Raw genomic sequence first — 13744 nt, 5'->3', positions numbered from 1 at the left:
CCTCAAGCACAAGGGACTTCTTGTCCCAATCGGCTGCACTAGAAATCAGCACAACCACTTATGTGGGGCGGAGTCTCAGAGCTTCGTAACAGAACAGCAACAAAAAAATCATACTCACGACTCGCGTGTCAGGAGGCAGACAAGCGCGTGATGTAACAGCGGAAATCCTGATTGTGAGTGGCCGCGTCAACGCGACTGCATTTCATCGACTGCCTGCTGCCGTTGATCGGCGGTCCAGCCTTTTTGCTCGCCGAATAGCGTGGCGATTCGCTGCAAATCGGCCTCGGAAAGCCTCGTCAGCAAGGTCAGCGGCATGCGGCGGCGCAACAAATCGTCTAAGGAAAAAGACATCTCTTCGCGTGCGGCGAGCACGATCTCGGCGTCGATAAACGCCGCGCCGGCGACCACGCGCGCAGACCAGGCCGGGTTTTCCTGCAATAGCTCGATGATGCGATCGATGCGCAGGCCATGGCGCAGCGCCAGTTGCGTCGCCGCCTGCTGGTCGACGCCCTGCTCCCAGGCGCGCGCCACGGCTTGCGCGAGCCAGCCGTCGAAGCCCTGCGCCGACGGCGCGCCCGGCAGCGGATGATCGTGCGTCGTAGACGGAGGCCGTCCGCGGTTGAGCGCGTGCATCACCGCGTCGACGATCTCGATCGCATCGACACGCGAGGTGGTGTATTTGCCGCCGATCGGCACCACCAGCCCCGGCGACGGCTGCAGCACGACGAACTCGCGCGTCACCGCCGACAGCGAGTCCTCTTCGTCGGCCTGCAGCGTGCGCACGCCGGCGAAGCGGCCCTGCACGTCGCGCTCGCTCCATTGCAGCTGCGGCAGCGCATCGCGCGCGGCGTCGAGCAGATAACGCACTTCGGCCTCGGTGACCACGGCCTGCTTCGGATCGCTGACTTCGGACTCGGTGGTGCCGAGCAGAGTGCGGCCGTACCAGGGAATCACGAAGTAGACGCGGCCGTCCTGCGGCGCGGTGAAAAGGAAGGCGTCGCTGCAATCGGGGATCGCCGGCATCACCAGATGCACGCCCTTGACCAGCTTGACCTTCGGCGCTTCGCGACCGATCAGGCCGTGAGCCCAGGGGCCGGCGGCGACGACGACGGCCGAAGCTTGCAGATCGAAACTGCTGCCATCGGCAACATCGAGCAGCGACGCGCCGACGATCTGCTTGCCTTGCTTCAGCAGCGCAGTCGCCGCGACACGATTGGCGACGACGACGCCGGCCTGCTGCGCCGCTGCAACCACCGCAAGCGTCATGCGCGCATCGTCTTCCTGGCAGTCGCCGTAAGACAGCCCGCCCTTGAGTCCGCTCTCGCGCAAATAGGGATGCAACTGCAGCAGCTTGCTCTTGGAATAAGACTTGTGCCGCGCCACCGGCTGGTCGCCGCCGGCGAGCAGATCGTAGAGCGTCAGACCGGCGGAGAGCTTGAACATGCCGGCGCGCGCGCCTTTCCAAACCGGCACCATGAAGCGCAGCGGCCGCACCAGATGCGGCGCGATCTCGGTGAGTACGCGGCGCTCCGCCAGCGCATGACGCACCAGCTGAAATTCGAAATGCTCCAGATACCGCAGGCCGCCGTGAATCAGCTTGCTCGACGCGCTCGAGGTGCCGCTGCCCCAGTCGTTCTTCTCGACCAGCGCGACCTTCAGGCCGCGCAGCGCGGCGTCGTAAGCGGTCCAGGCACCGTAGATGCCGCCGCCGATGACCAGCAGATCGTAGGGCGCGCCAGCTTGCAGCGCGGAAATGTCGCGGATCAGCGGATAGGCATTGGGCATGGGGTTAGCTTAAAGCCAAAGACTTGTGCCTCATGCCTTCTCCCCTCGGGAGAAGGTGGCGCGAAGCGCCGGATGAGGGCGTCGCCGCGAGCAGACCGATCACCATCGGCGAGGCCCTCACCCCTATCCCTCTCCCGGGGGGAGAGGGGTTTCCTAGATCAAGCAGCCTCGGCCAACAGCCCGTTGTGCCGCAGCAGCGCATCCACCTGCGGATCGCGGCCGCGGAATTCGCGGAACAGCTCGCGGGCTTCTCGCGAACCGCCGTTGGCGAGGATGGTGTCGCGGAAGCGCTGACCGGTTTCGGCGGCAAAGTTGCTTTCCTCGAACGCGGCGAACGCGTCGGCCGACAGCACCTCGGCCCACTTGTAGCTGTAGTAACCGGCCGCGTAACCGCCGGCGAAGATGTGGCTGAAGCTCATCGGCATGCGGTTGAACGCCGGCGGAGGCAGCACCGAGACCTCGTTGCGCACCGCGTCCAGCGTCTCCAGCACGCGCGCGCCGACGGCCGGGTCGAAGTCGCGATGCAGGCGCAGGTCGAACAGCGCGAACTCGACCTGGCGTACCGTCGCCAGGCCGGTCTGGAACACGCGGCTGCCGAGCAGCTTTTGCAGCAAAACATCCGGCAGCGCTTCGCCGGTCTGCCAGTGGTGGGCGAAACCTTTCAGCGTGTCCTCGTGGTAGCACCAGTTCTCCATGAACTGGCTGGGCAGCTCGACCGCATCCCATTCGACGCCGTGGATGCCGGCCAGCGAGGCCTCGTCGACCTGGGTCAGCAGCAGGTGCAGGCCGTGACCGAACTCGTGGAACAGCGTCACGACTTCGTCGTGCGTCAGCAGCGCCGGCTGATCGGCGTTGACGGCCGGGCGGAAGTTGCAAACCAGATACGCGACCGGGTCCTGCAGGCCGGCCGCGGTGCGGCGGCGGTTGTGGCACTCGTCCATCCAGGCGCCGCCGCGTTTTTCCTCGCGCGCGAAGGGGTCGAGATAGAAGCGGCCGACGATGTCGCCGGCCTGGTTCTTCAGGCCGTAGAGCCTGACGTCCGCGTGCCACACCGATGCGCCTTCGATGACCTCGGCACGCAGGCCGTAGAGCTTTTCGATGACGCCGAACAGGCCCTTGAGCACGTTCGGCAGCGAGAAGTACGGGCGCAGCTCCTCGTCGGACAGGCCGAGGCTGCTCTCTTTCAGTTTCTCGCTGTAAAACGCCGTGTCCCAGGGCTGCAGGTCGTCCAGACCGTCGAGCTTTTTGGCGTAGGCGCGCAGCTCGTCGAGTTCGGCCTGTGCCTGCGGCTTGGCGCGGCGCGCCAGATCGAGCAGGAATTGTTCGACCTCGTCGGCGGAGTCCGCCATCTTGGTCGCCAGCGACAGCTCGGCGTAATGCTTGAAGCCGAGCAGCTGCGCTTCTTCGTGCCGCAACGCCAGGATCTCCTTCATCAGCGGGCCGTTGTCGAACTGGCCGGCCTGCGGCCCCTGATCGGAAGCGCGGGTGGTGAACGCGGTGTACAACTCATGGCGCAGCTCGCGGTTGGTCGAATAGCTGATCACCGCGTCGAAGCTCGGGAAATCCAGTGTCAGCAACCAGCCGTCCAGACCCTTGGCCTTGGCCTTGTCGCGTGCCTGGCTCTTGGCCGCCTCGGTCATGCCGGCGAGCACGGCCTCGTCGGTGACGTGCTTGCCGAACGCCTGGATCGCGTCCATCAGGTGTTCCTCGAACTGGGTCTGCAGCTCGGACAGGCGCAGCGCGATTTCCTTGTAGCGCGCCTGCTTGTCCGCCGGCAGGTCGATGCCGCTGAGGCGGAAGTCGCGCAGCGCGTCGCGGATGACTTTCTGGCGCACCGGCGACAGCTGCGCAAAGTCGGCGCGCTGCTCGATCGCGCGGTAGGCCGCGCACAGCGGCGCCGACTGCGACAGCTCCAGGCTGTACTCGGTGATCTTCGGCAGGCAGGCGTTGTAGGCCGCGCGCCAGCCGCTGGTCGCGCGCACGCCGAACAGGTGTTGCACCGGCCCCCACATCTGGCCCAGGCCCTCGCCGAGTTGCTCAAGCGGCTCGACCAGCGTCGCCCAGCTCGGATCGGCCTGCCCGGTCAGCAGCTGGTCCAGCGCGGCGCGGTTGTCGGCCAGCAGCTGGTCCAGCGCCGGCTCGGCCTGCTCGGGCGCGAGCTGCGCAAAGTCCGGCAAGTGGTTCAAGGGGCGAAGGGCGAGCAGCGGGTTCGCGGTCTGGGTCATGGCTTGGTGTCTTGTGATGAGGCTGAAAGCATGGGGGCGTATGCCGGCGCGGACAAGGTAGCGGCCGGTCGCGGGCAAGCCCGCTCCTACAAATAGCGCGGCGCCTGTAGGAGCGGGCTTGCCCGCGACCCAGATTCCCCGGGCCACCGCGAGCGACATCCCAGCGACATCAATTAACATTGGCACCCAAGGGCGCGCTCCCGCGCCGGTCTCCGCCATCCCGATCCCGATGACCCACGCCTTCCGCAAATATTGCCTCTGGCTGAGCCTGCCGCTGCTCGCCGCGCTCGCCGCCTGCTCCGGCGAACAGGTGCTCAACAGCATGACGTCCACCAAGGACTTCCAGCGCACCCAGAACATGCCCTACGACGCCGCCAAGAACCTGCGGCTGGACGTCTATACGCCGCAGAACCAGACCAAGCGTCCGGTGGTGGTGTTCTTCTACGGCAAGCGCTGGACCAGCGGCAGCAAGGACGAATACGAATTCGTCGGCGGCGCGCTGTCGCGCATCGGCTACTGCACGGTGATCCCCGACGTCAGCCTGTACCCGATGTCGCGCTTCCCGGCCTTCGTCAACGACGGCGCCAAGGTCGTCAAATGGACCCGCGACCACATCGGCGACTACGGCTGCGATCCGAAGAAGATTTTCGTCATGGGCCATTCCTCCGGCGCGCACATCGCGGCGATGCTGGCGCTCAACGAGCAGTACCTGGCCTCGGTGGGCGGCTCGCGCACCTGGCTGCGCGGCATGATCGGCCTGGCCGGCCCCTATGACTTCCTGCCGCTGGTCGATCCGACCCTGCGTGACCTGTTCGGCCCGCCCGAGAAGTTCGAGCAGTCGCAGCCGATCATGTTCACCGACGGCCGCAATCCGCCGCTGCTGCTGATGGCCGGCGAGGATGACGAGATCGTGCAGGTGAGCAATACGCGCAACCTCGCCGCCAGCGTCGGCCGCGCCGGTGGCCCGGTCGAGACCGTGATCTACCCGAAGATGTCGCACCCGCGCATCCTCGCCTCGATCGGCCCGGGCCTGCGTGGCCAGAGCGACGTGATCGACCACATCCGCGAATTCCTCGGCAAGTGGTCGGACGCCAACTACGTCAACCGTCTGAACACGCCGGGCATCATCACCACGCCGCTGCCGCCGTGATTCGTGCCTTTCAGGGCGTGAAGCCGACGCTGGGCCGCGACGTGTTCGTCGACGAGCTCGCGCTGGTGCTCGGCGCGGTGACCCTGGCCGACGACGTATCGATCTGGCCGTTCGCGGCGCTGCGCGGCGACGTCAACAAGATGCAGATCGGCGCGCGCAGCAACGTGCAGGACAATGCGGTGCTGCACGTGACCCACGACGGCCCGTACACGCCGGGCGGCGTCGACTTACGTATCGGCGAGGACGTCACCGTTGGCCACGGCGCGGTGCTGCACGCCTGCACCATCCATGATCGCGTGCTGATCGGCATGGGCGCGATCGTGCTCGACAAGGCGGTGATCGAAAGCGACGTGATCGTCGCGGCCGGCAGCCTGGTGTCGCCGAACAAGACCCTGAAATCCGGCTGGCTGTATCGCGGCTCGCCGGCGGTCGCAGTGCGTGAACTCACGCAGGCCGAGCGCGACAACTTCACCTACTCGACCGCGCATTACGTGCGGCTCAAAAACAAGCATCTGCAAGACCAACAGGAATCAAAAGCCCAATGAGCACCCGCAAACTCGTGCTGCTGCGCCACGGCCAGAGCCAGTGGAATCTGGAGAATCGCTTCACCGGCTGGGTCGACGTCGACCTGACCGAAGCCGGCGTCGCCGAAGCCGTCGCCGCCGGCAAGCTGCTGAAGCAGGAAGGCCTGGCCTTCGACGTCGCCTACACCTCGGTGCTCAAGCGCGCGATCCGCACGCAGAACGTGGTGCTGGAGGGCCTCGACCAGCTGTGGATTCCGGTGATCAAGAGCTGGCGCCTGAACGAGCGCCACTACGGCGGCCTGCAGGGTCTGGACAAGGCCGAGACCACCGCCAAGCACGGCGAGGAGCAGGTCAAGATCTGGCGCCGCAGCTACGACGTGCCGCCGCCGCCGATGGACGCCGCCGATCCGGGCCACCCGAAGCACGATCCGCGCTACAAGGCTTTCGACGTCAACGCGCTGCCGGCGACCGAGTCGCTAGCGACCACGCTGGAGCGCGTGCTGCCGTACTGGAACGACGCGATCGCGCCGGACCTTAAAGCCGGCAAGACCGTGCTGGTGACCGCGCACGGCAACTCGCTGCGCGCGCTGTACAAGTACCTGACCGGCGTCGGCGAGAAGGAGATCCTCGAGATCAACATCCCGACCGCGATCCCGCTGCTGTTCGAACTCGACGACGAGTTGAAAGCCAAGAGCCACCGCTATCTCGGCGATCCGGAAGCGGCCAAGCGCGCGGCCGAGGCGGTCGCGAATCAGGCGAAGAAGAAGTAGAGCTCAAGCTGCAACGGTAGGAGCGGACCCTGTCCGCGACTGAGGCTGCAACGGCACAGTCGCGGACAGGGTCCGCTCCTACAGGTCCCGAGATCAGGGCGTGCTGGTAACGGTCAAGGTCTTCACCGCCATGCCATCGCCCCACTTGCCCATGTAGATCTGCGCGGCGCTGCCATGCCCGATCGCGATGTCGCGATCGACGGTGTCGGTCTTGTCGCTGGCGGCCAGCAGTAGCGCGTCGGCGAGTTTCCAGTAGCCGTAGTAATCCAGCGCGTCGGGCGGATACAGCGAACCCAGGCCGTCGCGGCTGGCGAGCGCGGCAAAGTGGTCGGCGACCAGCGGCGTATCGCCGTACGAGTCGCTGTTGACGACGATGTAATCCTTGTTCGCCATCGGCACATTGGTGGTGCCATTGAAGATCTGCTTGGCGATGCTGTCGCCGATGCGCTGATCGGCATCGCTGAACAGCGACAGCTGCAGGGTCGTCGCCGGAATCTGCGCCAGGTCTTCCATCGGCATCACGAACATGCCGTTCTGCGACTGGTTGCTGGGGTTGATCGTCATCAGCGCGGCCGGCTGCGGAATGCCGGACGAGCCGGCGACCGCGGCGACATTGGCCGCGACCGCGCCGCCCAGCGAGTGGCCGATGATGATCATCTTCGCGGTGTCGGCACGCACGCCGCCGGCGCTGGCGATGCGCGCGAGCGCGTCCTTGATGCCCTGCACCGCATTGGGCACGTAGTCCGACACCGCAGTCGCCACCAGCAGCTGGTAATGCGGGTAGATCACGATCGCGCCGCGCTGCGCCAGATGCTCGGCCCAGGCGCGATACGGAGAAATATCGATCGTGCCGTAACCGTGCAGCAGCACGACCACCGGCAAGCTCGTGGTGCCGGCACCGACCGGCAGCACCAGCGTGTAGGCAGTACCGCCCATGCCGTAATAGTTGCTGGTGACCGCGGCGTAGCGGGCCTCGCTGCTGCCGGGGCCGGTGCTGGCCTGCGTCGGCGGGGTCGGGTCGCCGCTGGGTGTGGTCGGCTCGCTGGGCTCGGCCGGGTCCGGCGGCGTGCCGCTGCTGGGCTCGGTGGTGGGCTCGTCGGCACCGTCGCTTCCACCGCCGCAGGCGGTCAGCAGGGTCAGCGCGGAAAGCGCCAGGGCAGCGGCAACGGCCAGCCGTCGGCCGGAATCATGCGCAGACAGAACGTATCCCCCAAAGAAGACTAAGGCTGGACTGGAGCAACAAGCTTGCCGAACTCCCCGTCAGCTCAGGGGTGAATATTACCTAAGCGCCTCGCCCGGCGGCATCAGCTTAGGCTTACATGACCTAAGGCGGCGCCCTCCAGCCAGCACTGAAAGCGTCCCTGCGAGCGCAGCCAGGCCTGCGCGTCCTCGCTGTCCTGCTCGAACCAGGCGCGGGTGCTGCCGAGGCGGAAGTGGTAGCCCCAGGCGTCCATGTCCGCGAACAGGCGCTCGCGGCTGTAGCCGGCCAGATGCGGCGCGAGCAGGCCCTGCAGGTAGCAGACCGCGGACTCCTCGACGTCGCTGCCGCCGGCATCGGTGTGCAGGCCGCGGCGACGATCGGTATCCATGCACAGCCAGTGACAGGCCTCGTGCAGCGCCGAATGCACCGGCGTGTCGCCGCGCAGGTAAAGCGCGTCGCCGACCAGGCCGGCCTCGCGCTCGCCCCAGTAGCTGCCGGGGATGGTCTCGTCGTCGGCGACCCTGACGATGCCCAGGCCCAGCGGCGCGAGCAGGTGTTGCAGCGCCTCGGCCGGCAGTTCGCGGATGTTGAGGACGCTGTCTTCGCTCATCTCGGCAGCATAACCGTGAGCGCCACAGCTACAACGTCGAATCGCGGATCACCTGTACGGATCTCGGCGCACCGGATTGCCGAAATCCGGATCGCTGCTGACCTTGCGCGCGATCTTGCCGGCCGGCATCGCATACGGGCCGGGATCGCGAAAATCGCCGGCGGCCAGGCCTTCGCGCACTTTCAGCACGGTGAACATGCCGCCCATTTCCAGCGGACCATAAGGCCCGCGGCCCGTCATCATCGGCAAGGTGTTGTCCGGGCCCTGCATGTGCGCGCCATGACGCGCGTGCTCGCTCATGCCGTTCTTGCCCATCGCCATGTGGCCGGGAAGCAGCTTGCGCATCTGCGCCTGTACCTCGCCGCCCTGGTCGACGCCGACCGGGTTCGGTACGCCGTGGCCCATCGCGTTCATCGTGTGATGCGCCATGTGGCAATGCAGCGACCAGTCGCCGGGTTCGGTCGGTACGAACTCCAGGTCGCGCACCTGGCCGACGCCGACGATCTCGGTGCTCTCGCGCCGCCATTGCGCCTGCGGCCAGCGGCCGCCGTCGCTGCCGGTGACCCAGAACGGATTGCTGTGCAGATGGATCGGGTGATTCCACATCGACAGGTTGCCGACGCGGATGCGCACGCGCTCGCCCATCGCCGCCACCAGCGGATCGATCGCCGGGAACACCTTGCTGTTGAAGGTCCACAGATCGAAATCGACCATCACGCTGGGATCGGGCCGGTAGGTGCCGGGCTTCAGTGCCCAGTTGTGCAGCAGCAAGCAGTAGTCGCGATCGATCTTCAGCGCCTCGCCGTCGCGCGGATGGATCACGAACATGCCCATCATGCCGAAGGCCATCTGCGTCATTTCGTCGACATGCGGGTGATACATGTGCGTGCCGTGCTGGCGCAGCGTGAATTCGTAGACATAGGTTTCGCCCGGCGGAATATGCGGCTGGGTCAGGCCGCCGACCCCGTCGTAACCATTGGGCAGATCGATGCCGTGCCAGTGCACGCTGGTGCCCTCCGGCAGGCGGTTGGTGACGAAGATCCGCAGGCGGTCGCCTTCCACGGCTTCGAGCGTCGGCCCCGGCGTGGTGCCGTTGTAGCCCCAGCATCTGGCGCGCGTGCCGGGTGCGAATTCATGCTCGATTTCTTCGGCGACCAGGTGAAACTCTTTGACGCCGCCCACCATCTTGTGCGGCAAGGTCCAGCCGTTGAGCGTGCGCACCGGCCTATAAGCCTGCGTCGCGCCTGGCGCCGTGCGTGGCGGCGGTGTGTCGTGCGGCGGATGTTCGATCGCATCCTGGCGCTGCATCTCGCTCATCGTATGGCCTTCGTGCTGCGCCAGCGCGGCGCTGGTGCCCGCAGCGGCGACGCCGGCGCCGGTGATGCTGATCATCTGCAATACATCGCGGCGGCTCGGCATCAGTTTTCTCCTGCGTGTTCGGTGTCCGCGACTTCACGCGGCAAGGCGCGGCCGATGGCGCGTGCCAGCTCGGCGCGCGCGGTCCAATAATCTTTTGTCGCCTCGACATAGCCGGCGTAGGCGTCGTATTCGTCCTGCTTGGCGACCAGCAGCTCGAACACACCGGCGAGCATGTAGTTCACTTCCTTCTGCAGGCTGGCGACGATCGCCTCACGCTGCGGAATCAGCTCGTCGCGATAGGCCAGCGCGCGCTGCTGCGCGGCGCTCATGCGCGCCTGTGCGCGCTTGACGTCGTTGCCGACGTCGAGCACCAGGCCGTCGAGCTGCGCCTCGCTGCGATCGAGTTCGGCCTGCGCGCGCGCCTTGCGGCCGCCGCCCCAGTCGAACAGCGGCAGCTCGATCGAAGCGGTCGGCCCGGCATTCAGCGATCCATCAAAGTCGCGCTCGCGTTCGGCGCCGACTTCGATGCTGCCGATCAGCCGCGTGCGCCGCTGCAGACCGTAACGCGCCGCCAGCGCCTGCGACTGCGCGCGCGCGGCGTCGACATCGAGTCGCGAACCCATCGCCGTCTTCAGCAGCGCATCCAGATCTTCGACCTGCGACGGTGGTTCGGGGAATTGCCCGTCCAGCTGCCATCCGTCCTGCGTCGCGCTCAGGCCCATCAGCCGGTTCAGCGCGCCATGCGCGTCGACCGCGGCGGCGCGCGCGCTGATCGCGTCGAGCCTTGCGCGCGTCGCCGAGGCCTGCTCCATCGCCAGTTGCTTCTGGCTGATGTTGCCGGCGTCGAAGTAGCGCTGTGCCAGCGTCGCCGACGCTTGCGCTGCCGTGCTCGCCTGCTCACGCATCAGCGCGATGCGATCCGCACCGGCAGCCTCGAACCAGGCCGCTTCGGTATGCGCCGCGAGCTCCAGCGCCGCGGCGCTGGCACCGAGCTTGGCCGATTCGAAACCGGCTTTTGCATAGCGCGAATTTGCCGGCAGGAACAGCAGATTGACGAAGTTGAAGGCGACACCGAGCGTCAGCTGCGGATGCGGCTGGTTGTTGTCGCCCGGCGACAGCCGCGTCGCCGACAGCACCGGATTGGCCAGCCGCCCGGCCTCGTAGACATCGGCCGCGGCGATGCCGAGTTGAGCGGCCTGCGCGCGCAGATCGGGATTGTTCAGCAGCGCCAGCTGTACCGCGCTGTCGGCGGTCAGCGGCGCCTGCGTCCGCTCAGCGATCAGCGTCGCGGCATCTTTCACCTGAGGCAGCTTGCGCCCGTGTTCGCCGGCAACGCGCGCGACATCGGCGCGGCCCCAGTCGTCCGGCACGCTGGCGCAGGCGGCCAGCAGCAGCGGCAGCGCGACGACGAAAATTCGTTGGTAAAACACGTCACTCTCCAGTCTCGTTCACTGATTACCACGGTCCCCCGTTCCTCGAACGGGGTTCTGCTGGTGCTCAGGAATAGCTGGGAGGTCGTATCAGATCGCGATCGTGAGCATCGCGCAGCGGTGTGGCGGCGATACCCGCCACGGTCGCGTCGCCTTGAATCACGACGAGGCCGGCCGAGGGATTCGCAGCGCTCAGGCCAGGAGCCGCAGCCGTGCAATGACGGTCGGCGCAGCCACAGCCGCAGCCGCAGCCTTTCAGCAGATCGGGTGCAGCGTGATGGTGATGCGTCATCACGGGCTGCATCACCATGCCGGGCTGGTGCTGATGATGCTCGTGCAGGCCGGCCGGCGACGCCGGCGGCGCATGCCGGCACAGATGCGCAGCGCTGCCAGCCAGCGCCTGTAGCGAAAACAGGCACAGCAGGCACAAGGTGAACAGCGAGCGGAGGTGACGACGCGACGGCATGCGGCTTTTTAACGGTTCGCGCGCCGTGCGGCAAGCGCGCCGCCGTCAGGGAGCCGGGGTCAGCCCGATCAGCGCGCGTGCGCGCGTGGCTTCGCCGGGGGTGGTGAAATCGCGCGCGATCAGCGCGTCGATCTCGCGCTGCTTGTCCTGATCGCTGAGGCCCCTGCTGGCGACGATCAGGCTGCGCTGCGCGCGCAGTGACTGCATGCGCTGGTCCCAGGCCGCGCGCTGTTGGTCCAGCGCCTGCAAACGCGCCGCGGCTTCGACGCCGACCCGCTGCTCGCGATACGCCTGCAACTGCGCTTCGCTGGCACCGGCGCGGCGCAGCTGGTCGGTATGCGCGGCGAGCTCGGCGACGGTGCGGCTGGCCTCGGAGCTTTCGATCTCGGCCTGCGGTGCCTGCTCGCGCAGCTCGTCGAGCCGCTGGCGGCGCTGCGCATCGCTCAGCGCCGGGTCGCGGCGGATTTCCATCTGCTGCATCGCGTACGCATCCAGCGCCTCGGTGTCGGCGAAGAAGCCGGCCGCGACCTCGCTGCCGAGCATGTCGCGCCGCAGACGGTCGCGCTGCGCCATCGCCGCGCGCAGATCGCCGGGGTCATCGGAGACCGGCCGCAAGCCCTGCAGCGCGACCGCGTAGTCGTAGTAGTGACCGAACAGGGTTTCGAGCTGCGCGATCTGCGCCTCGTTCAGGCCGCGCGCAGCGGCCAGCGCACGCAGCTTGGCGCGCATCTGCGCCGCGTCGAGCTGGCCGTTGGCCGACAGCAGGTAGTCGAACAGCTGGCGCAGCGCGACATCGCCGATCACGCGACCCTGCGCGTCGACGCGGATGTCGCCATCGACATCCGCGTCCTGCCAGCCCGGCACCTGCTGCAGCAACGGCTGCGCATCACGGCTGGCGGCAGCGCGCGCCGCCGTTGCCGCTGGCGGCGATGCAGCCGACGGCGCATTGGCCGTTGGCTGCATCGTCACCGGCGCCTCTGTCGCGATCCCGCCGACGGCATGCCGCTGCAACAGCAGCAGCGCCAGCAGGCTGGCGACGGCGGCTCCGAGCAGGATCAGCAGCGGGCGTTTGAAGCCGGAGCTTTTCACGCGCGGCCGCTGCCGAGGTCTACAGCCCGGCCTGTTTCAGACGGTTCGCCTGTATGCGATACAGCGGCAGCGGATTGCTCAGCGGGCTGACCAGGCCGGCGAGCTGGTTGATCTCGTCGAGATGGTTCTGCAGGTAGTCGTCGCGCAGCACCTGGCCGAAGTGGTTGCTGCAACGGCCGACCAGGCCGTCGTTGGCTTCGAAGCCGAACGCCAGTCCCAGCGCCAGCAGCGCCGCGTCGCTGGGGTCGATCACCGTCGTCAGCTGGCCGACACCGCCCCAGGAATAGAAACGCATGCCGTTCGGGCCGCTGGTCGCGCCACTGCCGCAGTCGCTGGTCGGAATGCCGGCCGGGTACTGCTGGTTGATCGCCGCCGCGCCGCTGGTCGACAGCGAGCCCAGTGCGTTCAGGAAGCTCTGCGGCTTGCCGCCCTCGGACAAAAGGTCGATCAGGGTGCCGGCGGCGCTGCCGACCAGGTTGCTGATGCTGCCGGGCACGGTGTCGGCCGGCGCCAGCGTCAGCAGCAGGTCGGCCACCGCCGAACCCTTGTGCGGCGAGCCCACCGTGGTCACCGAAGCCACCAGATCGGGGCGTACCGCGGCGACGTAGCGCGCGTCCATGCCGCCCTGGCTGTGGCCGACCAGATTGACCTTGCCCGAGCCGCTCAGCGCGACGATGTCCTCGACCTGGCGCAGCAGCTGTTCGCCGCGCTCGGCCACACCGTTGGTCGCGGAGACCTGCGTCACATAAACCTTGGCGCCACTGATCTGCAGCGCCTGCGGCACCAGGAAAAAGTAGTCGAAGCCATGGATCGAATCCCAGCCGAACAGGCCGTGCGTCAGCACGATCGGATACTGGGTCTTGGTGTAATCGAACAGCGCGAAGGCCGGTTGGGCCGACACACACAGCAGCAGCATCACACCGGCCAGGCGGCCGGCCATCTTCTTGATCATCATTGTCTCCCTTGACGCACGTTCTGATGCATTGCCGGCTGACGTGTCGGCTCCGACATCGCCTCAGGCCTTTTTTCAACAGCGCCTGACGCGATCGCCGAGCAGTAGTAAGTCCCAGGAAAAATGCCCGCATTGGCGGTGAAGACACAGGCTAACGGTCGCCAAAGCCGGCTGTGAGCAAGG

General features: G+C 67.1%; 12 protein-coding genes. 3 read left to right on the top strand and 9 right to left on the bottom strand.

Features of this window, described 5'->3' with window-relative positions; all coding sequences use genetic code 11:
* Positions 1 to 186: 186 nt before the first annotated feature.
* Both ACQZF9_RS03720 and ACQZF9_RS03715 read right to left on the bottom strand, forming a co-directional pair.
* Positions 187 to 1785, bottom strand: coding sequence for an FAD-dependent oxidoreductase (locus tag ACQZF9_RS03720; RefSeq protein ID WP_428311925.1), 1599 nt, complete (start codon positions 1783 to 1785; stop codon positions 187 to 189).
* 158 nt (positions 1786 to 1943) lie between these two features.
* Complete coding sequence (locus ACQZF9_RS03715; RefSeq protein WP_428311924.1) at positions 1944 to 4010, bottom strand: M3 family metallopeptidase; 2067 nt, start codon at positions 4008 to 4010, stop codon at positions 1944 to 1946.
* Between the two features lie 229 nt (positions 4011 to 4239).
* Here ACQZF9_RS03715 and ACQZF9_RS03710 point away from each other — a divergent pair, with 229 nt between their 5' ends.
* Genes ACQZF9_RS03710 through gpmA form a run of 3 tightly spaced genes read left to right on the top strand, consistent with a single transcriptional unit; the run spans position 4240 to position 6454 of the window.
* Positions 4240 to 5160, top strand: a complete 921-nt coding sequence (locus ACQZF9_RS03710) for an alpha/beta hydrolase (protein ID WP_428311923.1) — start codon at positions 4240 to 4242, stop codon at positions 5158 to 5160.
* Positions 5157 to 5705, top strand: a complete 549-nt coding sequence (locus ACQZF9_RS03705) for a gamma carbonic anhydrase family protein (protein WP_428311922.1) — start codon at positions 5157 to 5159, stop codon at positions 5703 to 5705. Before ACQZF9_RS03710 ends, ACQZF9_RS03705 begins: the two co-directional genes overlap by 4 nt.
* A complete protein-coding gene (gene gpmA / locus ACQZF9_RS03700; protein ID WP_428311921.1) occupies positions 5702 to 6454 on the top strand; it encodes a 2,3-diphosphoglycerate-dependent phosphoglycerate mutase in 753 nt (250 codons plus the stop codon). The genes ACQZF9_RS03705 and gpmA overlap by 4 nt, the downstream gene beginning before the upstream one ends.
* 93 nt (positions 6455 to 6547) lie before the next feature.
* Here the strand turns inward: gpmA and ACQZF9_RS03695 are convergent, their stop codons facing one another.
* The 7 genes from ACQZF9_RS03695 to ACQZF9_RS03665 all read right to left on the bottom strand — a co-directional run bounded on the left by ACQZF9_RS03695 (position 6548) and on the right by ACQZF9_RS03665 (position 13561).
* Positions 6548 to 7390, bottom strand: a complete 843-nt coding sequence (locus ACQZF9_RS03695) for an alpha/beta hydrolase family protein (RefSeq protein WP_428311920.1) — start codon at positions 7388 to 7390, stop codon at positions 6548 to 6550.
* 368 nt (positions 7391 to 7758) lie between these two features.
* Entirely contained in the window at positions 7759 to 8265 is a 507-nt protein-coding gene (locus ACQZF9_RS03690) for a hypothetical protein (protein WP_428311919.1), read from the bottom strand.
* 48 nt (positions 8266 to 8313) lie between these two features.
* Entirely contained in the window at positions 8314 to 9684 is a 1371-nt protein-coding gene (locus ACQZF9_RS03685) for a multicopper oxidase family protein (protein WP_428311918.1), read from the bottom strand.
* A complete protein-coding gene (locus tag ACQZF9_RS03680; protein WP_428311917.1) occupies positions 9684 to 11054 on the bottom strand; it encodes a TolC family protein in 1371 nt (456 codons plus the stop codon). Before ACQZF9_RS03680 ends, ACQZF9_RS03685 begins: the two co-directional genes overlap by 1 nt.
* Positions 11055 to 11121: 67 nt before the next feature.
* Positions 11122 to 11520, bottom strand: a complete 399-nt coding sequence (locus tag ACQZF9_RS03675) for a hypothetical protein (protein ID WP_428311916.1) — start codon at positions 11518 to 11520, stop codon at positions 11122 to 11124.
* 45 nt (positions 11521 to 11565) lie between these two features.
* Positions 11566 to 12609, bottom strand: coding sequence for a lipase secretion chaperone (locus tag ACQZF9_RS03670; protein ID WP_428311915.1), 1044 nt, complete (start codon positions 12607 to 12609; stop codon positions 11566 to 11568).
* Between the two features lie 19 nt (positions 12610 to 12628).
* The gene (locus ACQZF9_RS03665; RefSeq protein WP_428311914.1) at positions 12629 to 13561 is read right to left on the bottom strand and encodes an esterase/lipase family protein; all 933 of its coding nucleotides are present in this window, start codon (positions 13559 to 13561) and stop codon (positions 12629 to 12631) included.
* Positions 13562 to 13744 lie beyond the last annotated feature (183 nt).

This window comes from Hydrocarboniphaga sp. (assembly GCF_965279055.1).
GTDB lineage: Bacteria > Pseudomonadota > Gammaproteobacteria > Nevskiales > Nevskiaceae > Hydrocarboniphaga.
The sequence above is the reverse complement of the archived record's forward strand: the minus strand, read 5'-3'. Positions and strand labels throughout refer to the sequence as shown.

Excerpts from the sequence above, each read along its gene's own strand:
- ACQZF9_RS03675 (WP_428311916.1), bottom strand. The coding sequence starts at position 11,520 with ATGCCGTCGCGTCGTCACCTCCGCTCGCTGTTCACCTTGTGCCTGCTG.
- ACQZF9_RS03695 (WP_428311920.1), bottom strand. The coding sequence starts at position 7,390 with ATGGGCGGTACTGCCTACACGCTGGTGCTGCCGGTCGGTGCCGGCACC.
- ACQZF9_RS03715 (WP_428311924.1), bottom strand. The coding sequence starts at position 4,010 with ATGACCCAGACCGCGAACCCGCTGCTCGCCCTTCGCCCCTTGAACCAC.
- ACQZF9_RS03690 (WP_428311919.1), bottom strand. The coding sequence starts at position 8,265 with ATGAGCGAAGACAGCGTCCTCAACATCCGCGAACTGCCGGCCGAGGCG.
- ACQZF9_RS03710 (WP_428311923.1), top strand. The coding sequence starts at position 4,240 with ATGACCCACGCCTTCCGCAAATATTGCCTCTGGCTGAGCCTGCCGCTG.
- ACQZF9_RS03685 (WP_428311918.1), bottom strand. The coding sequence starts at position 9,684 with ATGCCGAGCCGCCGCGATGTATTGCAGATGATCAGCATCACCGGCGCC.
- gpmA (WP_428311921.1), top strand. The coding sequence starts at position 5,702 with ATGAGCACCCGCAAACTCGTGCTGCTGCGCCACGGCCAGAGCCAGTGG.
- ACQZF9_RS03665 (WP_428311914.1), bottom strand. The coding sequence starts at position 13,561 with ATGATCAAGAAGATGGCCGGCCGCCTGGCCGGTGTGATGCTGCTGCTG.
- ACQZF9_RS03720 (WP_428311925.1), bottom strand. The coding sequence starts at position 1,785 with ATGCCCAATGCCTATCCGCTGATCCGCGACATTTCCGCGCTGCAAGCT.